Here is a 23,932-nt window from a genome sequence, read left to right as displayed (position 1 = left end):
TCGGGTGCGATCCTGTCTCTGTGCTTCCCATGTGGCTGGCGAGGGTAAACAGAGTTGCCCTCAACAAGACGTACGGCCGTCTCGCTGGACGTGCACCGTGGATGGGTGCGGTGATCCATCGCGGCCGCAAGTCCGGCAAGGAATTTCGCACCCCGGTGAACCTGCACCGCTTTGACGGCGGCTACCGGATCTCGCTCGACTACGGTCCGGGCGTCGACTGGGTGCGAAACGTCGTGGCTCAGGGAGGATGTTCGCTCGTGGACCGCGGCCAGACGATCACGCTCGACCGGCCCGAAGTCATTCACGACCCCGAGGTCAGCTGGGCTTCGCCGGTTGCACGCCGGGTCCTCAAGAAGGTCGGATCAGGCTATTACCTGCAGCTTCGGATTCCGTCATGAGTACCCAAGTCGCCGAACTCGGCACGATTCTGTCGGTGTGGGCTCACCCCGACGACGAGACGTATCTGTCCGGCGGCATCATGGCCCTCGCGCGGCGGAACGGTCAGCGGGTGGTGTGCGTCAGCGCGACTGCGGGTGAGCTCGGCACGCCGGATCCCGACGTCTGGCCTCCCGATCGTTTGGGTCGGCTACGACGGTGGGAGGCCGCGGCCGCGATGGCTGTCCTCGGTGTCGCGGAGCATCGCTTTCTCGGCTATCCAGACGGCGGGCTTGCCGCCCTTGACCCGTCCGAACCGATCGGCAAGCTTCGTGCCCTCCTCGAGGATGTCCGACCGGACACGGTCCTGACGTTCGGTCCCGATGGCATGACGTACCACCCCGACCATCAGACAGTGTCGAAGTGGGTTACCGAAGCCGTGCACACGTACCGGCCGACGGCTCGACTTCTGCACTGTGTGGGGACGAGTGAGCACTACGCGGTGTGGCAGCAGCGGTATGAAGAGTGGGGCGTGTTCATGACCGACGAGCGGCCGATCGGGGTCCCCGAGGCCGAGGTCGATCTGTGCGTCAAGCTGTCGGGTGAGGTTCTCGATCAGAAGATCGCGGCGTTGGCCTCGATGTACTCGCAGGTCTCGCCGGCGATCGCGCTGATGGGCATGGACGACTACCAACGTTCGAACGCCATCGAGGCGTACGTACGGGCCTGACTCACCTCCCGTCGAAGTTCGCGGAATGGCACTGGTCGGTCCAGGGCGGTAGATAGCTCATCGTTTCGCACGTTCGGCAGAAGAATGTGCGATGACCGCCGCACAGACACCACTGCCAACCGACCAACGCCTGGCCGACCAATTGGTGACCATTCGGACAACGTTCCGGGGCGGGTTCGATCCAACCAGCAGGTGTCTTCGTCAGATCCACTCTTCGACGGTAGGACTGGGGGCTGACACGTTCGCTGCAACTAGATTGGTCAGCATGTCTACGACACTCACCCCGGCCTACCGCCGCGTCATGGCCTTCGCCGCACCCATCGTCAAGACGTGGGGCCGGCTCGAGACCACGGGCCTCGAACTGCTCGACGGCCCGGATCCGGTGCTGGCCATCGGGAACCACGACAGCTATTGGGACCCGGTGATTTTCGGTGTGGCCGGCAGGGAACACCGACAGATCCGCGCCCTCGCCAAGGACTCGCTCTGGAAGAACAAGCTCGTCGCGAAAGTCGTCACCGGCATGGCGCAGATCCCGGTGAAGCGGGGCGCGGGCGATGCTGAGGCGCTCGCCGTCGCGATCCGGGAACTTGCGGACGGATCGTGCATCGGCATCTTCCCGGAAGGCACGATCTCCCGCGGCGCCTACCTGCGTCCGCGTAGTGGTGCCGGTCGACTGGCCGAGGCGGTGCCGGAGTGTCGTGTCGTCCTCGGTGCGATCACGGGCAGCGTCGACATCGTGCGCTTTCCGAAGCGACCGAAGATTCGGATCGATTTCTTCGAGCCGGAGGGCGGGCAGAAGCGACCCGACGAGACGCCAGCCGAATTCGCTACGCGGGTGACCGAGGAGATCCGGCGTCGTGCACCGTATGTGGTTCCGGGGCGGAAGAAGACCGCAAAGAAGTACCGGGAGCGCATTGCCGCGGGACTGCCGCCGAAGGCCGGTAAAGGCGAGTAGGCGCTAGCCGGTGCACGCCTCGACCCGCAGCACCTGGTCATCGCCGAACCGGACGTTGCCCGCGACATCGGTCGCGACGATCTGCCAGTGAATGAGTTGTGCACTCTCGAACGGGCCGAGGGTCGCCGACCAGTCGCCGTCCTGGTACTCCATGGGAGCTGAAGCCGGTCCGTCCCAGTGGATCTCGACGGTTTCGAGCCTGTCGTTGTCGGTGACGTCAGCCTTGACGATGACCTGCTGGGGTTGGCAACCGTCCTCGAAAATCGCGGTGGCCGAGGCGTACTGATTGAAGATCTCGGGCGGCGTCACGTCGGCGAGCGAGACTGGGCGCGGCTCGGCCTTCGGACGCGGCCACAGCAGGATCGCCAGGATGATCGAAACGATGACGATCAACGCCGCAGACGCGACGATCTTCGGGCGCCGATAGACAGGGATCGGAGTGGAGAGCGCGACCAATTGGACGTTGCTCAGCACCCGATCCCGCAACGACGGCGGAGCCACGAAGAACGGAATAGAACCGAGCAGAACCAGCGGTGAGACGAGAGCCTTGCGTCGGTCCGAACATGTCGGACATGCTTCGACATGTCGGACCACGCGCTTCCGGTCGCCGAGCAGCTGCCGGAGTCCATCGCAGTCCTTTCGGGCCTGGCGCGTGACAAGCAGGGCGCCGATCGACTTCTCGACCTCATCCCGGAGGCGGGACACCGTCACGTTCGCCTGAATCGACGAGATGCCCAGCGCGGCACCGAGTTCGGTGTCTGTGAGGCCGTGGCGGAGGTGCAGGTTGAGGAGCGATTGCTCGTTCTCGCTCAGTTCTGCCGCTGCGGCCCACACGAGGTCCCGCAACTCGTTGAGCTCGGCTTCCCGTTCCACCTCGTCGGGAACTTCCCGTTCATGCTCCCGGATCGTGTGCAGTGCACAGTTTCGCGTGATGGCGTAGAGCCACGGGCGGAGGCAATCCGGGTCGTCGAGTTGATTCAAGCGGTTGGCGACGACGAGGAACGTCTCTTGGATGGCATCCGCTGCCTCGCGGTGATCACGAAGCACCGAATATGCGTAGTCATAAAGAGGGTCGGCGTAGCGGTCATAAACCGTCGCGAAAGCTGCCTTGTCGCCCTCGAGAATTCGAGAGCAGAGCTCCGCGTCGGTCGCAGTTCGCCCAACCATGCTTCAAGACCTCCAGTCACTCCAAACGCTACCTGTCCGCGAGGGAACACCGGGGCAGGCGATCTTGTTGTCGGGGCCGCAAGCCTCGGCAGCCACCAGTACGAGCGACAGTGAGCGACTGAGCGACTTGGCCGGGCGCACACCCGTGGGCCGCGCCAAACAACTTTTCCCAAGAATCCCGGCGATTCGGGGATGTCCGCTTTGTTCCCTCTGTCGGATTCTGTGGCGGACCGCGACAATCGCGATAGAGCACGCGAAAGGACATCCCCGATGACCACCACGACCGACCGCAGGGCCGCACTCGCCGAGCAGATCTTCACGTCGATGCTGGGCGCCCTCGAGATCTTCCACGTGTACGTCGGAGACCGCCTTGGGCTGTATTCGACGCTGGCAGCGAGTGGCGAAGTGACCGCCGACGAGTTCGCTGCGGCCGCGAACATCAACCCCCGGTACGCGCGGGAATGGCTTGAGCAACAAGCGGTTTCCGGGGTCATCGACGTTTCGGACGATCGGCGCTACGCCCTGTCTGCAGAAGCGGAGGAGGTGCTGTGCAACCCGGACAGCGACTTTCAGATGGCGGCCGGTGCGCAGTTGATCGCCGGGGTCGCGGCGGCGCTGCCGAAGGTCGTGGAGGCATTTCGGACGGGCGCAGCGGTGCCCTACGCCGACTATGGCGCGGACGTCCGCGTCGGCATCGCCCGGCTGAACCGGCCGATGTTCGTCAATCACCTGGTGTCGGAATGGATTCCGGCGATGCCCGACATCGACGAGCGCCTGCGCAACGGTGGGTGGGCGGCTGACCTCGGGTGCGGGACCGGTTGTTCGACGTTGTCCCTCGCCCGCGGATATCCGCAAGCGCATGTCGACGGCCTTGACCTCGACGAAGCGTCGATTGCCGAAGCCGCGGCAGCGCTCGCAGCCGAACCCGATCTCGCAGATCGGGTGACATTCATCTGTCGAGATGCGGCCGGTCCGTCCTTCGCCGGCCGGTATGACGTGGTGACCTTCTTCGAGACGCTGCACGACATGGCACATCCGGTTGCTGCACTGAGCGCGGCCCGCGAAATGCTGACCGACGGGGGAGCGGTCCTGGTCGGTGATGAGAAGGTCGCCGAGAAGTTCGCGGCGCCGGGCGATGAGCTCGAGCGCTTCAACTACGGATGGAGTGCATTGCACTGTCTGGCGGCGGCGATGGGGGAGCCCGGCACCGCGGCGACGGGCACGGTCATCCGGCCGAGCACAGTGCGAAAATATGCGCAGGAAGCCGGGTTCTCGCAGGTTGACATCTTGCCGATCGAGCACGATTTCTGGCGGTTCTACCGCCTGATTCCGTGACTCGATCGGCCAGCAATCCGCTCAGTAGTTTCCGCTGATGATCGAGGCCCCGAACCCAGCCCATCCGCCGACGATCACCAGCACGGCTACGACGATCCCGACGATGCCGAAACCGCGCGCAGCGCCGGTCTGAGGCTCACCGCCTTGGACGAAGCCGGCTCGCCAGGCTGCGGCTGCACCGAAGGTGGCCGGTGCGCCCGACCAGAAGAACGGGAGCGTGATGACGGCCAGAGCGCCCAGCACGATCGCGGCAATGTTCGAGCGCGGCCCGCGCAGTGCGAAACCGATGGCCAGCGCGACGATCAGCGCCAAGGAGCCGAACATGGCGATCCCGGTGATCGATTCGATGGGACCCTCGGGTTTGTGAGGGTCGACGTTCGTGATCAGGATGATCGCAACGAAGATCAGCACGCTGACAGCGGTGCTCAGGAAGTACGCTCCCAAACCAGAATCGGTGCGGGCAGCTGGCGGCTACGGGTGGCGGCAGACATTGTGTGCTCCTTCGGCGGTGATTGCTTCTCGTCACATCGTGAGATAGCGGGTGTCCCGTCAACGAGACCCGTGGCGTCCCGTCCCGTCCCGCACTGTCCCGCACACGTGGGGAGCACTGGCGCATACGCCCCGAATCGCATCTGATGTTGTTTGTGCCTCACATCGAGCCCCGGCCCGTCGCGATCTCTCCTGGAGTCATCATTGCGGCGTTGATTGCGACCCCTGGCATGTTCATCTTCATTCAATCGGCCAGCGGAAACGGCCTTACGACGGCATCGCTCTTCGGCTCGGGGTGGTTCGGATTCGCGGTCCCCGCGGCGTTGTTGCTCGATCGCGATCCACGGACTCGGCTCGGCTGGACGCTCGCGATGGTTCCGCTGGTGCCGGTTGTCGTCTTCTTCGGAACAGCGATCGGACACGGAGAACTACCCTCGTGGGCGCAGCTGGAGACCACTTGGCGCACACTCGGAATTGCGATCATCGTCGCAGTCCTTGCGGCCATCGGTTGGGCCGTGGGATACGCGCCGGATCGCTTGTCCGTTCGCCGACTTACCTGGCTCGTGGTCTGGGATAGCGCATTCGTCGCCGTTCTCGTCGTTGTCTGGATGGTCGGTGACGCAGCCCTTGCCGCAGACGCGACGATGTTCGGACTGTGGGTTCTTTCGGGAGTCATCGCGGTTCTCGGGATGGCCGATCAGCTCCGTCCGATCGATGAGCCGTTGGTCGACGTTGCAGCCGGTGTTATTCCGCTGGTCATCGGTGCCGGCGTCGGAGTGCTGGCTCGGCTCCTCGCCGACAATGCAGGCATGCGACACAGTGAAGTGCCCGTCATGTTCGCGGCAGTTTCGGCCGCAGCGCTGTCGCTTCCGGCGCTATTGGCGGCACGAAAAGTGTTCTTGGAGAGACGGTATGGGCGGGGCACCCTGACCCCCGACGACGTCGCGGCCATTACCGCCGACCTGCATCGCCACCCGGATCCACGGTTGCTCCTCGGTAAAGCCGCCACGATGGTCGCGACCGCCAGCGGGCATCGTGATGTACGGATCGTTCTGGAAGAAGGGGACGAGGTCCCCTCCGGCACCGTCGTCCATCACCTCGTGGTCGGTGGCGATCACGTTGGTGACCTGGTGCTCGTTCCGGTCCACCCGGAGGGGCCAGAGTTCCGTCAGATTCGAACCGTCGACCAGCTGATTCCGACCGTTGCCCTCGTCGCGAAGGCAGTCGGGCTGGCCGTTGAAGCCGATCATGCGAGGCGAGATGCGGTCCGGCAACGCGAAGCGGAGCGAGCGCGGATTCTCGGAGATCTCCACGATGGCGTCGGGCCCGTCTTGGCGGGGATGAGTATGAAAGTGCAGGCACGGTTGCGTTCGGATCCGGCAGAGTGGTTGCGAACCTTGGCGGCGGATCTCTCGGAGTGTCGTGGGGATCTGCGGCGCATTGTGTCGGGGCTGACCCCGTCAGCCCTGCATGATGGCAACCTCGAGGCGGCCCTGCATCGGCTCGTGGGGTCCTTTGATGGCGCAGATCCGGCCGTGTCGCTCGACGTGTCTCTTGACGTGCCGGTTCCGGCCGACGCAGCGGTCGCGATCTATCGGACGGCGGCGGAAGGGATCACGAACGCAATGAGACATGCTCGAGCGCAATCAGTTTCGATTCGAGTAGAGGCTTCTCGGGCCGACGTCAGCGTCACGGTCGTCGACGACGGGATCGGTGGACCGATAGCGCCCGGCATCGGGCTCACGTCACTGCAGAAGCGGGCGGAGGAACTCGGTGGCCGACTCGTCGTCGAATCGAGCGACGAGGGCACAACGCTTTGGCTGACAGTGCCGCTGCGGGAGCGTTCGTGACTCGAGTGATCCTTGTCGACGACCATCCGATCGTCCTCTCCGGTTTGGTTGCCCTCGTGGAGTCGGATCCCGCCTTCGCTGTTGTCGGGACAGCGAGAACGGCGACCGAAGCGCGATCTATCGGCGCCCTTGCTGACGTCGCCGTCGTCGATCTCCAGTTGCCCGATGGCGACGGCATTTCTCTCGGCGTCGAGCTGCAGAGAGCGAATCCAGGACTCCGAGTGCTCATTCTGACCATGCACGCCGACGACAGTGCCGTTGTTCGAAGTCTCGGAGCCGGACTCGACGGATACGTTCTCAAGGACTCCGATCCCGAAGACCTTCTCGCCGCGATTCATTCGGTCGCACGGGGTTCGATGGTGCTCGGTCCGGGTGCCAGTCGCGCGGTGGTTGCCGCGGCCGCGTCAGCACCTCGTCTCGACGTACTTGGGGCGTTGGATGCGCGTGAGATGGAGATTCTCGAGCTGTTGGCCCAAGGGCTGACGACGGGGCAGGTCGCCGCGCGGCTCTTTCTGGCGCCAAAGACGATCCGCAATCGGATCTCGACGATGGTCAGCAGGCTGGGCGTCGACTCCCGGGATGAGGCGATCGCGCTGGCACGTCGGTCGGGGCTCGGCCCACCCTAGTCAGATCCAGTCTTTGCGCTTGAACCCGAGGTACAGCCCGATCCCGATGAAGGCCATGAGACCGAGCGCGAGTTCGTAGCCGTACCGCCAGTGGAGTTCGGGCATGTGGTCGAAATTCATGCCGTAGATGCCGGCGATGAGCGTCGGCGCGACGATGATCGCGACCCACGCCGAGATCCGGCGCATGTCATCGTTCTGTTGATTGGTGACTTTGGCCAGGGCGGCGTTGATGAGGGCAGTTAAGGCGCCGTCGAATTCCGCGATGCGCTCGGTCACCTGCGTGTGGTGGTCTGCGACATCTCGAAAGTAGCGTCGGATTTCCTTCGGAATCCCGAGGTCCGTGTTCGTCACCAAGGTGTGCAGCGGGCTTCCGAGCGGATGAACCGCGCGTCGCATCTCGACGATCTCGCGTTTGAGCAGGTAAACGGAGGCGATGATGCTCTGGTTGCCCGGGGTGAAGACGAGCTCCTCCATGTGGTCCACATCCGCTTCGACGCGGCGGATGACAGAGAGATAGTCGTCGACGACGTGGTCGGTGATGGCGTGGAGCACCGCCCCAGGGCCCTGTGCCAGGCGTGTCGGCCGGGCTTCCAAAGCACGACGAACCCCGCGCAGCGTGCCGTGTGCACCGTGCCGGACGGTGATGACGAAGTCCGGTCCGACGAAGATCATGATCTCGCCGGTTTCGACGATCTCGCTGCTCGCGCTGAGGTCGTTGGCGGCGACGTACGCAACGGTCCGGAGGACCATCACGAGCTGGTCGTCGTAGCGTTCGAGTTTCGGTCGCTGACGTGCGTGGACGGCGTCTTCCACGGCCAGCTCGTGCAACCCGAACGTCTTCGCGACGCTCGTCATTAGCCGGGCGTTGGGCTCGTACAGGCCGAGCCAGCAGAATCCCTGACCATTCTCGCGAACTTCGGCGAGCGCTTCATCGAACGCCGGGTTACCGGGCTGGCGACAGCCGTCGACGTAGACCGCACAGTCGATCACGGACTTGCGTTCGTATGCGGCGAAGCGGCGCGTGTCCGCCAACGGCGAGGGCTTCGGCTGGCTCGCACCAGGTTCGCCGGGGCCGGGTTGCATAGGTCTGATGCTACGGCCGACCTCCGACAGTCGCATTCCGTTGCGAGGCCCTCACCGCGAAGTCCATGATCCAGCTTCAGGATTCGCTCAGCAGTCGTCTGTATTGTCGCGAATATGACCGCGCCCGAACCCGGCGTCCAGTGTCGCAACGTCCGGCGGACGTTCGGCAAGTTCACCGCGCTGGAGTCGATCGATCTGACGGCGTTTCCGGGCCAGGTCACCGCGCTCGTTGGTCCGAACGGCGCGGGCAAGACCACGCTCCTTCTCATTCTGGCCACGTTGCTGAAAGCCGACTCCGGTGACGTCAGAGTTGGCGGTTTCGACCCCGCGAAGGATCCGCGAAAGGTGCGCGAGCAACTCGGCTGGATGCCGGATTCGTTCGGAACCTACGAAACACTCACCGCCCGCGAGATTCTCGAGTTCGTCGCCGCCGTGTACCGGGTGCCCAAGGATCAGGGTCGGGAACGGGCGGAGGAGCTGCTCACTCTGCTCTTTCTTTCGGATCTGGCGGATCGACCCGTCCACGTCCTTTCCCGAGGTCAGAAGCAGCGGCTCGGTTTGGCTCGGGCGCTGGTCCACGACCCGAGCGTCGTCCTGCTCGACGAACCTGCCGCTGGCCTGGACCCACGCAGCCGCATCGAACTTCGCACCCTGCTGCGGGACCTTGCTGCCCTCGGGAAGACCATCATCGTGTCGAGCCACGTCCTTGCCGAGCTCGAGGAAATGGCCGATCGCGCTGTGTTCGTCGACCGGGGTCGGACCATCGGCGAAGAGACCATCGCTCACCTGGGCCGCGAACAAAACAAGCAGTGGCGGCTCCGGGCACTTGACCCGACAGAGCTGCTCAACGCACTCCTGCGGCTTGGGCGCGATCCGAAGCCAATCGGGGACAGCGCCGAAATAATGCTCGACTCCGACGCCGAGGCCGCCGAGCTGATCGCCAACCTGGTGAGCCACGGCGTGCAGTTGACGACGTGTGCGCCGGTCGCCGGTGCTCTTGAGACGGCCTATCTCTCCTTCTACGGCAACGATCCCGCGGTCTCCTGAAAGCTCAGGTGGTTGCGCTCCCTGCATATGCGGGGTAGACCGAGGGTACGGCGCCACGACAGACGAAGGTCGGACACACTTCCTCTGGAGGTCGTGGCGCCCAGCATGAGTTCCAGGCACCCACGCAAAGCAAGGCCCACTCAATGGGCCAAGCGCGGTGGGCTTGCGTACGGGGAAGACAACGACTCCTTACGCCGAGGCCATATTGCACCGCGTGATCCTGCACGCCTGGTAACCGGGCCTTGTGCACGCGGACGGCACTCGATGTTCTCGGGTGCCGTTCGTTGTCACGGCGTCTGTCGCTCTTCTACCCACTGGTCCACTTGAGTCCATTGACGCTCCAGCCACTGGACTCGCTCGGCATCGCCGGCCGGAAGCTCGCCGGGAGGTTGAAACCACCAGTGCAAACGCATTGGTGTGTCGATCAACGGCAGGCGTTTCCAGACTTGTCGTGGGGTGACGAGAGTGTCTAATCCGGTATGAGCCACGATCACCGCCCCGGCATCGGGGCGCGCGTCAAGAGCAGCCAAAACGCCGCCGGGACGTGGGCACAGAACGTGTGTCATCGCTTCGGCGACAGCGGCGGCTTCAGGTTCTTGTGAACGGCGAAGGTGACGAATAGCTCGTCGGCGACGGCGGGGTGTCCAGTTCATTCCCTCGGGGAAGATGAGGAGCGCGTCGTCGTTCTCTAAGTCGGCTGCCAGCGTGGCGACTTGGTCGGCGAGGTCGTCACCGGCGCCGGTGCGCGAATGCAAGAAGCACGACGACATGCGGTTCAACAGCATGTCGAGCCCCGGATCAAACTGCAGAACATCTTTGAGGACGATTCGCGGCCGGCGCCGATATCGCGACATCAACAGATAGGCGATCGTGAACGAATCGCCCGGACCGGCGTGGCGTGCCAGGACAAGTAACGGCCCGCCGGATCGCATGGCAGCGGCGTCCGGGGGTTCCTCGACGATCACGTCAAACGCGAAAAGCACTCTGGCGGCCTTCAGCAGGCGCGAGAGGGTCCAGAACAACAGCCGAGTATGCACACTGTCCCATTCCTTCGTTTCGTGGCCTGCCGGGGTCGGATGGCGCAACCAAAGCCCGGTGCACGCCACGATGAGGCCGAGGTCGATGGCCAGATAGATGACCGCAAACGCCGCCAATCGCAACACGCGACGACGCGGCGTAATCGGTGCCACCACAGCGGCTGCCATCGCAATCAGTGCAAACACGACAATGAGCACGACCCCGACGGGTAGCCAGAGGGGAACGATGACGGACCGCCGCAACCAGCGCGGCGGCAGCGGCACGCTCATTGTGGTGACGCTCCTCCGCTCAAGAACGCGCTCGTCGCGTCGTAGCCGCGTTGGATGCGGTCGGCAACGCCGGATGGACTGCGATAGCGCAAGGAGACCGATGGCGTGCTGTCACTGCCGCTGGGCAACAGGTGCACTTTCACGCCGTCGGGCAAATTTGCCATCGCTTCGACGAAGCGGTGCCGCCGCGCGATTTCGAACGCAACCAGCCCCACCTCCCACGGACGGCGGGGCGCCGTCAACGGCTGCTCGATTCGCCCCACGTGCAGCACGTAGACCTCCGTGGCGCCGAGCTGAACCGCCCGGCCAACCGGAACGCTGTCGACGATGCCACCGTCGATGTAGGTCTCGCTGTCGATCCGGACCGGGGGCAGCAACCCCGGCACCGCACACGATGCGAGTACGGCATCTGCGATCGAGCCTTCGGTGAACCAGTGGGCCGCCGCACGTTCGATGCTCGCGGCAACGCATTGGAACGGGATCGGCAGATCCTCGATTCGCTCTACGGCCAACTGCCGTTCCAACAGCTGACGCAACGGGCCTGGGGAATGCAGGTGAGTTCCGTGCTTGACCAGGGTCCGAGCTCGTTCGAACAGTGACTCGGCAAATACCCCGCTCGTCGACATGGACGTCCACAAGGTCGTCAGATGGTCGACAACGGCGAGTGTCGGTCCACCCGCCAGGATTGCACCGTTGAGCGCGCCGACGCTGGTGCCGAGTACCAGGTCAGGGGTCTGTCCCGATTCGAGGAGTGCACGCAGCATCCCGACCTGCGTCGCGCCGAGTATCCCGCCGCCTCCGAGTACGAAGGCGACCTGGGTTCGTTCCGGAATGGGCACTGCGCATCCTCGACTTCAGGTTACGACCTCACGCGTTTGATGGCCGGGGTCGGTGAGCGGACCGGTGAGAAGAATGTCGAGGCCGCGTTCGAGCTCACTGGCGCCGTCGTATGCGGCGAGGATCGAGGCAAGCTCACGCAGGAGCGGAAACTCGGCGATAGGGAGCCGGTGCAAACCCAATCGCAAGAGATCTTCGGCTTCTTCGGGCCGCTTGACGAGCTCCGCAAGTTCGTTGAGGACGTGCCCGTAGAGGAACCCGAACAGGGCGCGGTAGATGTGCAGAGCGTCGGTGACGGAGAACCCCGCCCGGGTGAGCAGGGTGAGGATGCTCTCCAGCGGTCGTAGTGAGCTGAGCGGGCGCAGTCCAAGCGGGGTGGCCAGTGGCCGGGTTACCAAGAGCGGCACCACATTCGGATGGTCCAGTGCCAGCATCCGGAAGTCGCGTGCCAGGTTCCGCAGTTGGCCGGCCCAGTCGCCCTGGGTGGTATCGACCGCGAGTTGGTCGAGAACCATTTCGGCGACGCCGTCCAGCAGGGCCGCTTTGCTTGGGGTGTGCCGGTAGAGGCCCATCGGGTCCCGTCCCAGCGCATCGCCAAGTCGCCGCATAGACAGCGCATCGATGCCGTCTCGGTCGATGACCTCGAGTGCTGCGGCCAGCACCAGAGCGCGGGTGAGGCGGCCAGACTTGGGCGGCCCCCTACCTTGACTCAGGTCGGAGGTGCCGGATTCGGTCGGTGGTTCGATCATCAGAATCGACACCTGGCTTCCATAATCAATTGAAGGAGACTGTCTACGCTGTATATTGGCAGTGTAGTCCTACGGCATTGACATGGCGACAAAGCCAGCGTGCAATGGGGGTATCTGGCCGTGAGGAACAAAGATGGACGCTGGGACTTTCATCTGGATGGTCGTCGCGGTTCTCGCCATTGCAGCGCTCGCGTGGCTCCTGCAGCACAACTCCTCAGACGACTAAGAGCCGTAGAACTACGACGTCTGTATACGGCGTAGACTTGCCGCAGAGGCTTCATCAAGAAGCTGTATCGCAAGGCTGGTTGCCGTCATGGGAATCGCAAAGAACATGGCCAATAAGGCCGAGGCCGCCAAAGGCTCGATGAAGAAGAACTTTGGCCGAGTCACCCGCAACCGCAGTCTTCAGGCCGGGGGTGCAGTCGATCAGGCCAGGGGCAACTCGAAACAAGCGGGCGTGAAACTGAAGAACACGCTCTTGTCGCCAACGCGCGGAATCAACAGAGCGGAAGTCGTCGGGGCTGTCTTCGGGGTCGTACTCCTTCTCGCCGGGATCTTCCTCGGAATGCCTGTCATCACGACCATCGGACTCGTCCTTGTTGTCGCTGGAGTGGTTCTGCTCGTGATGGGCTCGATGGGTCGACCCACTTTCGGTCGCCGTCAGTACTAGTGACTTGTCAGGACAGTTAATGGCGATCACGGACGTCCCGGCATATGCACATCTGACCGACGCGGATGTCGAGGCGTTGGGGTATGAACTTGATGCGATCCGCTGCGACATCGAACAATCACGTGGCACTCGCGACTCCAACTACATCCGACGGACCATCGCGTTCCAGCGCGCTCTCGACGTTGCAGCGCGCGTGTTCATCGGCGTGACGCGTTCGAAAATCGCCTGGACTATCGGTGCGATGTCACTTGGCCTGGCCAAGAGCGTGGAAAACATGGAGATCGGCCACAACGTCTCCCACGGCCAATGGGACTGGATGAACGATCCGGAAATCCATTCCCAGACGTGGGAATGGGATATGGCGGGGCCATCGAAGCAGTGGCGGTATGCACACAACTACCGCCACCACGTATTCACCAACGTCCTTGGGCTCGACGATGACGTCGGTTTCGGTGTCATGCGGATGACGCGAGACCAGCCGTGGAAGAAGGGGTACCTGCTGCAGCCGTTGCAGAATGTCATTCTCGCGGCGACTTTCGAGTGGGGTATCGCGCTCACCGACTATCACGCCGAACGCGACCGTGCCGCGACTGCCCGGGAGAAGAAGACAGTCACCCGAGTATTCATCGCAAAGATCGCGCGACAGGTCGGCAAAGACTATGTGATGGTGCCGGCACTGAGCGGACGTCGGTGGCGCCGCACGCTGTCCGCAAACGCTGTGGCCAACCTGCTCCGTAATCTGTGGGCCTACCTCGTGATCTTCTGTGGACACTTCCCAGACGGTGCTGAAAAGTTCACGCGAGCGGCAATCGAGAACGAAACCCGAGCGGAATGGTACCTACGGCAAATGCTCGGTTCGGCCAACTTCCGGGCGGGCCGGGTGATGGCGTTCACGAGCGGAAATCTCTGCTACCAAATCGAACACCACCTCTTCCCGGATCTGCCCAGCAACCGACTCGCCGAGATCTCTACGAGAGTGCGTGCGCTGTGCGCCAAATACGACTTGCCATACACCACCGGCGGGCTTGCGCATCAGTACCTGCTCACGCTGAGAACCATCCACAAGCTAGCTCTGCCGGATCGGTTCTTGACTGCCACCAGTGACGACGCACCCGAGACCGCGTCCGAACTGAAGTTCCAAGATCACGCCCCGCTGGCAGCGCGAAGCGCCTCCTCAGCCGCCTGCCGGCGGGGTCTCCTGACTGCACAGTTGGCCTAGCGCGACGGATTCCCGCACCCGCACGAGAAGGCCCAGGTCCGCCTCGAAGTGTCGACGGGGACCTGGGCTGAGGTGGAAGATCGGATTGTGATCAGCCCTGCTCTGGTGAGTTGGAACGGAATCGCGACTGTCGCGCGTCACGAGTTCCGGTTGCGCCTTCGCGCTGGGCGGTGGCGCTGGATTCTCGGAATCTGGTTCGCCGTCTTGTTGGCGTTCACCGCTTTGCTTCGCGAGGCGCTCGTCACGTCCAACAGCCCGAAGATCGGGACGCCGATGTTCGGCGGCTTGATGCTCTTCCTGCTCGGGCTCGGACTTCTGGTGGTGCCGGCCCTCACGTCGCAGTCGGTCAACGGCGATCGTGAGCGCGGAGTTCTCGCGTCCTTGCAGGTGACTCTATTGACGCCGGCCGATATCGCACTGGGGAAGCTGCTGGCCGCGTGGGCGACCGCCGCGGTGTTCGTGCTGGTCTCCGTGCCGATGGTCGTGTGGGCGATGATCGAAGGTGGAGTCGGGTTTCTGCAGGCCGTCGTCACGCTGTTCGTGGTCGTGATCCTGCTGGGGATCGTGTGCGCAATCGCCCAATGCTTCTCGGCGATCTTCCTGCGTGGCACCACCTCGGCGGTGATGTCGTACGTCGCCGTGTTTGTGCTGACGGTCGGATCGGTCATCGGATTCGGGTTGGCAGCTTCGGCGACCAGCGAATACGTGGAAAAGATGTACCGATTCCCGGCGTGCGCGGAAGAGGGACACCTCGATTCGATTCATCCCGAAACCTGCGTCAATCCGGACGGTTCGACGACTCCGGCGCAGTGGCACACCGAGCGCTACGCCGCGAACCGCCCGCAGTTCGAGAAGGTGTGGTGGCTCCTGGCGCCGAACCCGTTCGTCATCCTGGCCGATGCCGCGCCGACTGCACCGCCGTACCTCGACCGGTCTGGGCGACTCGTCGCCAACGACCTCGATCCCATGACTGGAATCGCCAACTCGGTCGAATCGACGCGGCGTCCACCCTACGAACCGGCACAGTCAGTGGTGCCCGCGTGGACCGTCGGATTGGCGATGGATGTGCTGATCGGCGCACTCGCGGTGGCGACGACCATACGCCGGTTGCGGGCACCGGCGGGTGTGCTCGGTCGAGGTGTTCGCATCGCCTGACACGGGTTTGCGCGAACTCTGATACATCGTTGTCGGGCAGCGGGTTTCATATTCATATGGCGAGGCAGGATGCCCAGACCTGGGAGAAGCCGATTCCGTGGCCACTGCGTGTGTGGCGCGGCGAGAAGTTTCCCGGATTCTGGTTTTACTTCGGTTATCTGATCGGTGGCTTCTTCCGGATGTTGGTGCAGGTTCGCTACCGGGGGCTCGCCAACATACCGAAGACCGGTCCCGCGTTGCTGGTGAGCAACCACATTTCGCACGTTGACCCGATCATGGTCGGCATGATGGTCGGCGACGCCAAGCGACTGCCGACGATGATCGGCAAGCAGGAGATGTTCGACAGCATCCTCGGGCGAGCCATTCGTGGCATCGGGGCTATCCCGGTCAAGCGTGGCGGTGGTTCGGATGCGGTCATCGAGACGGTGGCCGAAGCCCTCGCCGACGGCAAGATCGTCGGCATCATGGCCGAGGGAACGATCACGAAAGACCCCGAATACTGGCCGCAGCCAGCGAAGACCGGCGCGGCCCGCATCGCGCTCGCTGCGCCCGGTGTTCCGGTGATTCCTGTTGTGCAGTGGGGCGTGCACGAATCGTTCGACTTCTACAACAAGAAGCTGAAGTGGCTCAAGCGAACCAAACACCGGATTCTGATCTTCGAACCACTCGAGATCGGACCCGACGCGACGATCGAATCGATCACCGAACAGATCAATGTGGCTCTGCGGAAGGGTGTCGAAGAGCTTAAGGTTGCGCTGTGATCCTCGTGACTGGTGGTACTGGAACCGTTGGCAAGCCCCTCGTCGAGAACCTCTCCAAGCGTGGTCTTCAGGTTCGGGTCCTGACGAGAAATCCGAAGCGTGCCAACGATATCGCTGGTGACTTGACGACTGGAAACGGTCTCGCGACCGCGTTGGTAGGCGTCACGACGATCGTGCACTGCGCGTCGGACACCAAGCGCTTCGGCAAGACCGACGTCGAGCAGGCGCGGAACCTCCTCACTGCCGCAAAGAGTGCCGGCGTGGACCATTTCATCTACATCTCGATCGTCGGGATCGAGAAGATCCCGATGCCGTACTACCGCATCAAACTCGAGGTGGAGAAGCTGGTTGAGGACTCGGGAATTCCGTTCACGATCCTTCGTGCGACGCAGTTCCACGACCTCGTCGGAACCATGCTTCTCGAGCCGCAGCGCAAGCTTCCGTTCGTGATCGCGCCGGGTGCGCAGATCCAGCCGATCGAGGTCACCGAGGTTGCGGACCGTCTCGCCGAACTTGCGGTCCAGGCACCGCAGGGCCGAGTCGCCGACATCGGCGGACCGACCGTGACGACGTTGAAAGACATGGCCAAGACGTACGTCGAGATCCAGGGCAAGAAGAAGCCCGTTCTGGGACTTCGGGTGCCGGGCAAGCTGGGCAAAGCGCTCCGGGCCGGCGGCCTGACCTGCCCGGAGCAAGCCGTCGGGACCGGAACGTTCGCCGAGTGGGCAAGGGCGAGAAACTAGCCGGCGCTGACCAGCGTGATTCCCACCATCGTGTAGCTGATCATCAGGCCCATCATCGGGATCTGCCCGAACTTGATGAACCCGGGCCGGAGCACGCTGACCGACTGATCGTGCGCGGAGAACACCGCCACGATGTGGCCCGCGACGATGCCGATGATCTGCACGAACGCGATCGTCGCGGTACCGACGACCGTGTAGTCGATCGTCGAATCGCCCCAGATCAGCCGGTAGCCGGCTTGGCCCTGGAACAGCGCGAACGAGAAGTAGTGCGCGATGGTGTACCCGAGCATGATCGGGATCAACGTGTGCACGAACAGATCGAACGCCGATCCGGTCTCCGGCTTGACGAAGCGTTCCATGGCCCAGATCGTGCTGGCGTACAGACCCGCGATGAGCAGGATCGTCACGATGAGCCCGGTCGTGCCGAGCAGGATCGACGGCCAGGGCCGCAGCTCGGAAGCTTTGGCTGCGCTGTCCATTTTCGACCAGAACCCCAGTCGCGTGATGCCGTCAAATGCCGTCGAACCGAGGACAGTCAGTACCACCGGCGTCAGACCCTTGTCGGCTGGCCCGGCCAGGAGGCCGTCGAGCGGGTTGCGCACCACCAGTCGCCCATCGCTGCGACGACCCAGCGGCGCCAGGCGAGCGATGAGTGAGAAATAGACCTCGAAGCCGTCGCCGCGGTCGAACCACTTGGGGCCGAACCACGCACCTGCCGCAATGTTGACCAGCGAATACACCGTGATGAACGTGGCTACGACGCGCGCATCGTCACGATGTGGGCTCACGAGTTCAAGCCACAGAAACACAAGCAGCCCGAGGACTGCCGGCTTGTACCGAAGCTTGGCGAGCAGTTCCGCGTGTTCCGGTCGCCCGATCAATTCGTGCACGATCGTGCCGGCCGTACGCAGCGGGTTCGCCAGTCGGTAGACCGGTCCACCGATTACCGAAACGAAGACGAGACCGACCCAGAACCACACGTAGAACCACGTCGGTGCGGGGTTTTCGTTAGATGCCGAAGGGCCGAGCCACGACTCGGCGAGCATGACCGCGAAGACCGCGAGGCCCAGGGCCCGCAGTGCGGCCCGGGTTGTCGGTGAGTCGAGAATCGTCTCGATCGCTGCCGGGATCGCACGGCCGCCGGCGGCACCGCGTAGTCGCGGTTCGGTCCACAGCGCGGCGACGAAAATGAACGAGATGATGACGGCAGCCGTACCGGCGGTCAGCGCGATCCACAGGGGGACCGGCAGATCGGTACGGCCACCGAGGCCGTGGGCCAGGATCACCGTCGTGTTGGACACGAGCTAGCGGACCTCGAGGGTGCAGACCAGGCTGTCGTTGCTGTGGATCTCGATCTCGAACTTGCCGGTGATGGTGGCCTTGAACTCGACCGTCTGGAACTGGCCCGACTTCAGCTCGATTTCCTTGTCGTAGCCGTGGATGTGCAGCTGGTCGTCCTTGTCGCTGATGACAGTGAACTTGACGGTGTCCCCGGACTTGACGCTGACGGTGTCCGGGCCACTGACCTTGGCGCCGTTGTGAAGGATGAACTCCGGGACCTCGGCGGGAACGTTCGTCGCGTCGCTGTCGGCCGTGGCGGTGGTCATCGCCGGCGTCGTGGTCGACTTGTTCAAGCTGCAGCCGCCGGCGAAGAGAACGGCGCCGACGGCGATGACAGCAGCGGTGCGTGACAGTTTCACGTTCAGGTCCTCCGAATATCAGGGATGTCGCCCTAATAGTCGGATTCGATGGCCGAGCAGTTCCCGAGAGTGAATGTGAAGCAGGTCACATCGCGGAGGCTTCGCGAGCGCCGGTTGTGGCGATGACGAGATCCTCTCGTGCACGTGCGACCCGCGATCGGATCGTGCCGACCGGGCAGTCCGCAATGGTGGCGGCTTCGGCATACGAATAGCCGAGCAGCTGCGTCAGGACGAAGGCCTCGCGACGGTCCGCCGGAAGGTCCCGCAGTATCGCGTTCAACGCGACGGTTTCGGAAAAGCCGGGGGAGACGCTGTCGGCCTCATCTGAGACAACCTGCGGCCGAGCTGATTTCGCCCGGAGGTGGTCGATGCCCGTCCGGCGGGCGATGCTCATGAGCCAGGTTCGGGCACTCGATCGCCCAGCGAACTTCGACAGTGCGCCGATCGCGCGAAGGAAAGTCTCCTGCGTCAAATCGTCGGCGAGGTCGGTCCCGTAAAGGTGGGCGTGCATGCGCCAGACGTCGGTTTGAGCGAGTCGAATGAACGACGCGAGAGCTGCGCGATCGCCACCGGCCGCGGCGCGCGCCACGGAGGTCAGCGCATCCTCGCCGGCAAGCTCCACGCGGCTGACGATAACACCGGGATGGCGGGAACTAATCGCTCAAAACGAACGACTACCTGACTGTGAAGTGCGATGAATGCCGGGAATCCCTGTCCGCTCGGATGGACGGCGAGCAGGAGTTATTCGCTGCGGACCTCGTCGACGAGCACGTGCAGCACTGTGCCGATTGCCGCTCCTGGCTCGTCGCTGCGGAGTCGTTGAATCGGGCTTTTCGCGTGCAGTCGGCGGCTCCCGTGCCGGATCTGACTGCTGCGATTCTCACGGCGAGTGCACCGAAGTGGACGATGCCGTCGCTGCCGTGGCTGCGAATCGGGCTCGCTTGGGTCGGGTTCGCGCAGGTGGTGTTCGGAATGGTGCAGATGGTCGTTCAGCTCCAGACGAGTGCCACGCCGAGCGTCGCGCTGCACGCCTTCAGTGAAGGTGGAGCCTGGAATGTCGCGGCCGGTTGCGGTCTCATGTACGCGGCCTGGCGCACGAAGGCGACCGTCGGCCTGCTCCCGATGCTGACCCCGTTCGCGATTCTCGTCGTCGGGGTCACCGTGTACGACATCGTCGACGGCGCGATCAAGCCGATGCACATCTTCGCGCACAGTCTGCTCGTCGTCGGTCTGGCGTTCCTGTTCTTCGTGCACCGCCAGGCACAGCACCCGGGTAGGCCCGAGCCACGTACTGCGAAGGCTGTCCCGGATGGCGCGGTCGGCTCTGGCCGAAACCCGGAATCCGCTGGTCCGAGTGCTGACCATTCGGGTCCTGGCCGTCACCTGCGTCCGGCCAGCCGAGCTGCCTGACTCCTACCGAGGCGAGGTAGTCGGAGTCGGCTCCAATGCGGTGCGAAGGGCGTCCTGGTCGGCGAGTGCGATAGCCAGGGCGCCCGCTGCGGTGGGGTGCATCGGCGCCTTCGCCTTGATGCCCTGAACATACGGCTGGTCGCTGCAGACGCCATGGCCGGTGAAGTCCGGCTTTGCGACGGTGATGTCCGCCGACGTCGCACCGTTGGCGATGACCGTATTCAGCGCGTCGCGGTGCTCCTTGAGGACTTTGACCTTTTCCGTGGTGATGCCCAGCGGTTCCAGGCAGCTGTTGTCGTCGCCGAACGGGTCGTAGTAGAGGTTCACCACGACCGCCGGCGGGTCCGGAATCGACCGGAGCCAGACGAGGAGCATCAGGTACTCGCGGGTGAATACCGCCAACTGCTGTTGCCAGTAGGCATCGAGCGCGTTGTTCCGGCAGTCGTCGACCACGGCGCACATCTGCAGGACTCCGGACCAGTTCACGTCATTCGCGCCGATACTGATGACGATGGCCTTCGGGCCGGCGGCGATGGCGCGCGGTAGCTGGGGCTCGATCGAGAGGTCGCCCCTCGCCTGTGCGCCGAGCAGGCCGTCCTGAACCGTCGCGCTACTGCAGGCAAGGTTCGTGACCTGCCAATCGGCGGTCTGGTCCAGCGCGGTCGCGAACGAATCGATGCTGCGCTCGCATGCCTTGTCGAACTGGTCTGCGTTGGGTAACGGAGGATTTCCGATCCCCGCCGCGGTCGAGTCACCGACCACCACGATGCGGTCGGAGGACTTCTTCGACTGTTGTTCGTGAGCCGGTGCGGCCATCGTCGGCGCGATGCCGACGAGTTCCTGAAAGGAGTCGACCTCCCGCAGCTTGGACGGGGCGCTGTACGCGGTCACCATGATCGCGCCGCCGTTGATCGCCTCGGTGATGACGAGACCGATCGCAATGAACGCCAGCGTGTGGCGGATCGAAATGTGGCGCCATCCGGCGATGGCTGCGAGCAGCGCAACCGCAACGACCGCGACGATGGCCACCTGCCACAGGAAGTAGTGGGTCCATCCGTCCACGAGTGATTGCTGCAGTGATTGAGCCGCGTTCGCTCCCTTGCCGGGCTCGACGAGATTCGCGAGCTGGGGGGAGAGTTCGATGCGGGTGAGCTCGAGTTTCGGCCGGACGGGTCCGAAGAAGTCGATCGTGGTGGGGAGTTGTTGTCCGAAGAGGTCGATTTCGCCGGGACCGGACATGGACCACGTCGGAGCAGCTGCTCCGACTCGCACGGTTTGCCCGGCGGCCGACACGCTCTGCATCGGCGTGACCAGCAGGGAAATCGTGATGGCAATGCCCGCGACCAGCGCAAAGATGAACATGTTGATCGACGCGCGGCGCATCTGCCCGAGGTTACCCGTCGTCCCGTCACGGGTGCCAAGTCAAAATTTCATACTTTGGTATGCCCTATTAACCCGGGTACGCGTGGGACTACACCGAGTATCGTTCAAACAGCAATCAAATAGCACGAACGGCGGGTCGCCGATATCCCCTGTTTGATTAGTGTTCGCATCTGGGCATTCTGGTCAAAATGGACGCGGGTGGGGCGAGGTGATCAACGCCAAAGTGGAAGCGCTGCGCTATACCCCGACGCATGCCGCCTCCGCGAAGCTGCCGAACGTCGGCAATCGAACCCTCGATTACCGCCCCGCGATCGACGGTATTCGTGCAGTCGCCGTCGTTGCGGTGATCCTGTACCACCTCGACCCGCACATTCTGACCGGCGGGTTCATTGCGGTTGACCTCTTCTACGTCATCAGCGGCTTTCTGATCACTCGAATCATCGTGCGCGACATGCACATGCGCAATTTCTCGCTGCGGGTGTTCATCGTCCGGAGATTCCGGCGCATCTTCCCGGCGTTGCTCGCAACCGTCGCGATCACGTTCATCGTCGCGTGTTTCGTGATGCCGCCGCCGGACCTCAAACGGACGGCGGTCTCGGCGGCCGCGGCAGTACTGTCTGTGTCAAACCTCTATTTCTGGCATTCCGCGGGCTACTTCGATGCCGACGCCATCACCAAACCGTTGCTGCACACCTGGTCGCTCGGTGTCGAGGAACAGTTCTATCTGATCTGGCCGTTGCTGATGCTCGCGGTGTGGAGGCTGTTCGGCAAGCGGTTCGGCACGACGATGGCCGTGTTGTTCGTGACGTCGCTGCTCGCGTCGCAGTTCGTGCTGATCAACCATCCCAACGCCGCGTTCTATTTGATGCCGTTGCGCATCTTCGAGTTTGCAATCGGTGCTGGGCTCGCCGTGGTGGCCGTGCCGGCGGCGACGCGACTGACGGCGAACTTGGCGTACCTCGCGGGCATCAGCCTGATCGTCGGGCCCGTGATCCTTTACACCACAGCAACACCGTTCCCGGGGTTTGCCGTGGTCCTGCCCTGCGTGGGTGCCGCACTGCTGATCTGGGGTGCCGACGCCTCCGATTTGGCGGTGATCCTCAGTAACCGACCGACCCGGTTCGTCGGCAAGATCTCGTACTCGTTGTACCTGGTGCACTTTCCCGTCGTCGTGCTGTTCCGGTTCATGCATGCGGGACCGCTGACCGGCCTCGACATGGTGGGGCTTGCCGCCGTGACGTTCGTGCTCGGGCTGGCGCTGTATTACAGCGTCGAACGCCCGTTCCGCCAAGGACTCATCGGCAAGCGATTCTCGTGGCGGCCGGCCGGACTGGCGATCACCGCCGTGCTGGTGATTCCACTGCTGGCGGCCACGTCGCTGACCTACCTGCGGAACGGCTGGCCGGAGCGACTGCCGCCCGAACTCCGCAACATCATTGCGCCGGTCGCGAGTCAGCAAGAGGACTATTGGGCGAACGCGTACGAGGCGGACAAGCCGTTCAGCGGCACGGGCACAAGCGTTTACGTCATTGGAAACAGTTTCGCCGTCGACACGTACTACAGCCTCAAAGACATCCCCGGACTCGATCCCCGAATCGACGGGACGAGCGGCTACCAGTGCTACGCACTGCACCGGCTTCTTCCGGGGTATCAGCTCGACTGCGAGCGGAATTTCGGTTACTTGGCGAGCAATATGCACGCCCGCACTGCGGACGTGATCGTCATCCACGAACGCTGGGCTCCGGAGGTGCCGCCCGAGGAGTACTCACGTCAGCTGACAACGGCGATCGACCACTTGCGATCGATCAACCCGCACGCACGATTGGTGATCATCGGTCCGCGCGCGACGTACAATGAGAGGCCGGTATACGAACGCGTCCTCGAGTACGGCAAGTTGCAGGGCGTCAACCAGTATCTGGCCGGCTTCTATGCGGTTCCGTTCGAACGAATGCAGCAGATCGACGATTGGTTACGCGGCTTCTCCGACAGTCACGGCGTCTCTTATGTCAGTCCGCTGCAGTTGATGTGCAAGAACCAGATCTGTCCGGTGGTCACACCCACGGGAAAGATCATCTATTGGGACGGCGCGCACTGGACGTTGGATGGCGACCAGTACTTCGCCCAACTGCTCATCGATTCCGGCGTAGCCGGGAAGGTGTTCCGGCCGGCCGACAAATGAACGTCAGTACGGCGCGTGCTCGGGCGTCAGAACCGGTGGTACGGCCGCACCCCAATCAGCTAGGTGCACACTGAACCCGACGCTGACAGCGGTGCGAGCGGACAGCAGGGGTGCGGATATTCCGCGGGCTCACGGTCGCACCCCAATTGGTGCCTACGACGC

At 63.6% G+C, this 23,932-nt stretch carries 24 protein-coding genes; 14 read left to right on the top strand and 10 right to left on the bottom strand.

Going from position 1 to position 23,932, the window contains the following annotated elements:
• Positions 1 to 29 precede the first annotated feature (29 nt).
• The 3 genes from F600_RS0103940 to F600_RS0103930 all read left to right on the top strand — a co-directional run bounded on the left by F600_RS0103940 (position 30) and on the right by F600_RS0103930 (position 2,060).
• Complete coding sequence (locus F600_RS0103940; protein ID WP_040630393.1) at positions 30 to 398, top strand: PNPOx family protein; 369 nt, start codon at positions 30 to 32, stop codon at positions 396 to 398.
• On the top strand, positions 395 to 1,105 hold the full coding sequence (locus F600_RS0103935; RefSeq protein ID WP_018159287.1) for a PIG-L deacetylase family protein: 711 nt from the start codon (positions 395 to 397) through the stop codon (positions 1,103 to 1,105). Before F600_RS0103940 ends, F600_RS0103935 begins: the two co-directional genes overlap by 4 nt.
• A gap of 265 nt (positions 1,106 to 1,370) precedes the next feature.
• Positions 1,371 to 2,060, top strand: coding sequence for a lysophospholipid acyltransferase family protein (locus F600_RS0103930; RefSeq protein WP_018159286.1), 690 nt, complete (start codon positions 1,371 to 1,373; stop codon positions 2,058 to 2,060).
• 3 nt (positions 2,061 to 2,063) lie between these two features.
• Here F600_RS0103930 and F600_RS26870 read toward each other — a convergent pair whose 3' ends face one another.
• Entirely contained in the window at positions 2,064 to 3,227 is a 1,164-nt protein-coding gene (locus tag F600_RS26870; RefSeq protein ID WP_040630390.1) for an RNA polymerase sigma factor, read from the bottom strand.
• 270 nt (positions 3,228 to 3,497) lie between these two features.
• On the opposite strand from F600_RS26870, the gene F600_RS0103920 reads away from it, so the two are divergent.
• A complete protein-coding gene (locus F600_RS0103920; RefSeq protein WP_018159285.1) occupies positions 3,498 to 4,562 on the top strand; it encodes a class I SAM-dependent methyltransferase in 1,065 nt (354 codons plus the stop codon).
• Between the two features lie 21 nt (positions 4,563 to 4,583).
• Here F600_RS0103920 and F600_RS0103915 read toward each other — a convergent pair whose 3' ends face one another.
• Positions 4,584 to 4,973, bottom strand: coding sequence for a hypothetical protein (locus F600_RS0103915; protein WP_156024401.1), 390 nt, complete (start codon positions 4,971 to 4,973; stop codon positions 4,584 to 4,586).
• A 233-nt stretch (positions 4,974 to 5,206) separates the two neighbouring features.
• On the opposite strand from F600_RS0103915, the gene F600_RS26865 reads away from it, so the two are divergent.
• Both F600_RS26865 and F600_RS0103905 read left to right on the top strand, forming a co-directional pair.
• Positions 5,207 to 6,901 carry a sensor histidine kinase gene (locus F600_RS26865; protein WP_162141384.1) on the top strand — a complete coding sequence of 565 codons (1,695 nt, stop codon included), beginning with the start codon at positions 5,207 to 5,209 and terminating at the stop codon, positions 6,899 to 6,901.
• A complete protein-coding gene (locus F600_RS0103905; RefSeq protein ID WP_026306140.1) occupies positions 6,898 to 7,527 on the top strand; it encodes a response regulator transcription factor in 630 nt (209 codons plus the stop codon). Before F600_RS26865 ends, F600_RS0103905 begins: the two co-directional genes overlap by 4 nt.
• On the opposite strand, the gene corA is transcribed toward F600_RS0103905, so the two are convergent.
• Entirely contained in the window at positions 7,528 to 8,610 is a 1,083-nt protein-coding gene (gene corA, locus F600_RS0103900) for a magnesium/cobalt transporter CorA (RefSeq protein ID WP_018159281.1), read from the bottom strand.
• A 114-nt stretch (positions 8,611 to 8,724) separates the two neighbouring features.
• On the opposite strand from corA, the gene F600_RS0103895 reads away from it, so the two are divergent.
• Positions 8,725 to 9,657, top strand: coding sequence for an ABC transporter ATP-binding protein (locus F600_RS0103895; RefSeq protein ID WP_018159280.1), 933 nt, complete (start codon positions 8,725 to 8,727; stop codon positions 9,655 to 9,657).
• A 287-nt stretch (positions 9,658 to 9,944) separates the two neighbouring features.
• On the opposite strand, the gene F600_RS0103890 is transcribed toward F600_RS0103895, so the two are convergent.
• The 3 genes from F600_RS0103890 to F600_RS0103880 are packed head-to-tail and all read right to left on the bottom strand — an operon-like array spanning position 9,945 to position 12,550.
• Positions 9,945 to 10,964, bottom strand: coding sequence for a 1-acyl-sn-glycerol-3-phosphate acyltransferase (locus F600_RS0103890; RefSeq protein WP_018159279.1), 1,020 nt, complete (start codon positions 10,962 to 10,964; stop codon positions 9,945 to 9,947).
• Positions 10,961 to 11,803 (bottom strand): patatin-like phospholipase family protein, encoded by an 843-nt coding sequence (locus F600_RS0103885; RefSeq protein ID WP_018159278.1) that lies wholly within the window; start codon positions 11,801 to 11,803, stop codon positions 10,961 to 10,963. The genes F600_RS0103890 and F600_RS0103885 overlap by 4 nt, the downstream gene beginning before the upstream one ends.
• Before the next feature lie 15 nt (positions 11,804 to 11,818).
• The gene (locus F600_RS0103880) at positions 11,819 to 12,550 is read right to left on the bottom strand and encodes a TetR/AcrR family transcriptional regulator C-terminal domain-containing protein (RefSeq protein WP_081628708.1); all 732 of its coding nucleotides are present in this window, start codon (positions 12,548 to 12,550) and stop codon (positions 11,819 to 11,821) included.
• 313 nt (positions 12,551 to 12,863) lie between these two features.
• On the opposite strand from F600_RS0103880, the gene F600_RS32290 reads away from it, so the two are divergent.
• The 5 genes from F600_RS32290 to F600_RS0103845 all read left to right on the top strand — a co-directional run bounded on the left by F600_RS32290 (position 12,864) and on the right by F600_RS0103845 (position 17,098).
• On the top strand, positions 12,864 to 13,220 hold the full coding sequence (locus F600_RS32290) for a CsbD family protein (protein ID WP_018159275.1): 357 nt from the start codon (positions 12,864 to 12,866) through the stop codon (positions 13,218 to 13,220).
• 19 nt (positions 13,221 to 13,239) lie between these two features.
• A complete protein-coding gene (locus tag F600_RS0103860) occupies positions 13,240 to 14,439 on the top strand; it encodes a fatty acid desaturase family protein (RefSeq protein WP_018159274.1) in 1,200 nt (399 codons plus the stop codon).
• A gap of 87 nt (positions 14,440 to 14,526) precedes the next feature.
• Positions 14,527 to 15,594 (top strand): ABC transporter permease, encoded by a 1,068-nt coding sequence (locus tag F600_RS0103855; protein ID WP_211220036.1) that lies wholly within the window; start codon positions 14,527 to 14,529, stop codon positions 15,592 to 15,594.
• A gap of 56 nt (positions 15,595 to 15,650) precedes the next feature.
• Complete coding sequence (locus F600_RS26855) at positions 15,651 to 16,355, top strand: lysophospholipid acyltransferase family protein (RefSeq protein WP_018159272.1); 705 nt, start codon at positions 15,651 to 15,653, stop codon at positions 16,353 to 16,355.
• Complete coding sequence (locus tag F600_RS0103845) at positions 16,352 to 17,098, top strand: SDR family oxidoreductase (RefSeq protein ID WP_018159271.1); 747 nt, start codon at positions 16,352 to 16,354, stop codon at positions 17,096 to 17,098. The genes F600_RS26855 and F600_RS0103845 overlap by 4 nt, the downstream gene beginning before the upstream one ends.
• Here F600_RS0103845 and F600_RS0103840 read toward each other — a convergent pair.
• The 3 genes from F600_RS0103840 to F600_RS0103830 all read right to left on the bottom strand — a co-directional run bounded on the left by F600_RS0103840 (position 17,095) and on the right by F600_RS0103830 (position 19,420).
• Positions 17,095 to 18,399, bottom strand: coding sequence for a hypothetical protein (locus tag F600_RS0103840; RefSeq protein WP_018159270.1), 1,305 nt, complete (start codon positions 18,397 to 18,399; stop codon positions 17,095 to 17,097). The two genes, F600_RS0103845 and F600_RS0103840, sit on opposite strands and share 4 nt — an antisense overlap.
• 3 nt (positions 18,400 to 18,402) lie before the next feature.
• The gene (locus tag F600_RS30085; protein WP_018159269.1) at positions 18,403 to 18,798 is read right to left on the bottom strand and encodes a cupredoxin domain-containing protein; all 396 of its coding nucleotides are present in this window, start codon (positions 18,796 to 18,798) and stop codon (positions 18,403 to 18,405) included.
• Between the two features lie 85 nt (positions 18,799 to 18,883).
• Positions 18,884 to 19,420: a sigma-70 family RNA polymerase sigma factor gene (locus tag F600_RS0103830; protein WP_018159268.1), complete on the bottom strand. Its 537-nt coding sequence runs from the start codon at positions 19,418 to 19,420 to the stop codon at positions 18,884 to 18,886.
• Positions 19,421 to 19,482: 62 nt separating this feature from the next.
• On the opposite strand from F600_RS0103830, the gene F600_RS26845 reads away from it, so the two are divergent.
• A complete protein-coding gene (locus F600_RS26845; protein ID WP_342664558.1) occupies positions 19,483 to 20,208 on the top strand; it encodes a zf-HC2 domain-containing protein in 726 nt (241 codons plus the stop codon).
• 3 nt (positions 20,209 to 20,211) lie between these two features.
• Here the strand turns inward: F600_RS26845 and F600_RS26840 are convergent, their stop codons facing one another.
• Positions 20,212 to 21,591 carry a GDSL-type esterase/lipase family protein gene (locus F600_RS26840; RefSeq protein ID WP_018159266.1) on the bottom strand — a complete coding sequence of 460 codons (1,380 nt, stop codon included), beginning with the start codon at positions 21,589 to 21,591 and terminating at the stop codon, positions 20,212 to 20,214.
• 208 nt (positions 21,592 to 21,799) lie between these two features.
• Between F600_RS26840 and F600_RS30080 the strand changes: the two genes are divergently transcribed.
• The gene (locus F600_RS30080; protein ID WP_018159265.1) at positions 21,800 to 23,770 is read left to right on the top strand and encodes an acyltransferase family protein; all 1,971 of its coding nucleotides are present in this window, start codon (positions 21,800 to 21,802) and stop codon (positions 23,768 to 23,770) included.
• Positions 23,771 to 23,932 lie beyond the last annotated feature (162 nt).

Origin of the sequence: Smaragdicoccus niigatensis DSM 44881 = NBRC 103563, from assembly GCF_000380645.1 — a bacterium.
Taxonomy (GTDB): domain Bacteria; phylum Actinomycetota; class Actinomycetes; order Mycobacteriales; family Mycobacteriaceae; genus Smaragdicoccus; species Smaragdicoccus niigatensis.
This window is presented reverse-complemented; position numbering and strand designations above follow the sequence as displayed.

What these genes read in the sequence shown, in the direction of transcription:
- F600_RS26870 (WP_040630390.1), bottom strand. Translation starts at nt 3,227, where the DNA reads ATGGTTGGGCGAACTGCGACCGACGCGGAGCTCTGCTCTCGAATTCTC.
- F600_RS26855 (WP_018159272.1), top strand. Translation starts at nt 15,651, where the DNA reads ATGGCGAGGCAGGATGCCCAGACCTGGGAGAAGCCGATTCCGTGGCCA.
- F600_RS0103895 (WP_018159280.1), top strand. Translation starts at nt 8,725, where the DNA reads ATGACCGCGCCCGAACCCGGCGTCCAGTGTCGCAACGTCCGGCGGACG.
- F600_RS26840 (WP_018159266.1), bottom strand. Translation starts at nt 21,591, where the DNA reads ATGCGCCGCGCGTCGATCAACATGTTCATCTTTGCGCTGGTCGCGGGC.
- F600_RS0103880 (WP_081628708.1), bottom strand. Translation starts at nt 12,550, where the DNA reads ATGATCGAACCACCGACCGAATCCGGCACCTCCGACCTGAGTCAAGGT.
- F600_RS0103940 (WP_040630393.1), top strand. Translation starts at nt 30, where the DNA reads ATGTGGCTGGCGAGGGTAAACAGAGTTGCCCTCAACAAGACGTACGGC.
- F600_RS0103935 (WP_018159287.1), top strand. Translation starts at nt 395, where the DNA reads ATGAGTACCCAAGTCGCCGAACTCGGCACGATTCTGTCGGTGTGGGCT.
- F600_RS32290 (WP_018159275.1), top strand. Translation starts at nt 12,864, where the DNA reads ATGGGAATCGCAAAGAACATGGCCAATAAGGCCGAGGCCGCCAAAGGC.
- F600_RS0103930 (WP_018159286.1), top strand. Translation starts at nt 1,371, where the DNA reads ATGTCTACGACACTCACCCCGGCCTACCGCCGCGTCATGGCCTTCGCC.
- F600_RS0103860 (WP_018159274.1), top strand. Translation starts at nt 13,240, where the DNA reads ATGGCGATCACGGACGTCCCGGCATATGCACATCTGACCGACGCGGAT.
- F600_RS0103890 (WP_018159279.1), bottom strand. Translation starts at nt 10,964, where the DNA reads ATGAGCGTGCCGCTGCCGCCGCGCTGGTTGCGGCGGTCCGTCATCGTT.
- corA (WP_018159281.1), bottom strand. Translation starts at nt 8,610, where the DNA reads ATGCAACCCGGCCCCGGCGAACCTGGTGCGAGCCAGCCGAAGCCCTCG.
- F600_RS0103920 (WP_018159285.1), top strand. Translation starts at nt 3,498, where the DNA reads ATGACCACCACGACCGACCGCAGGGCCGCACTCGCCGAGCAGATCTTC.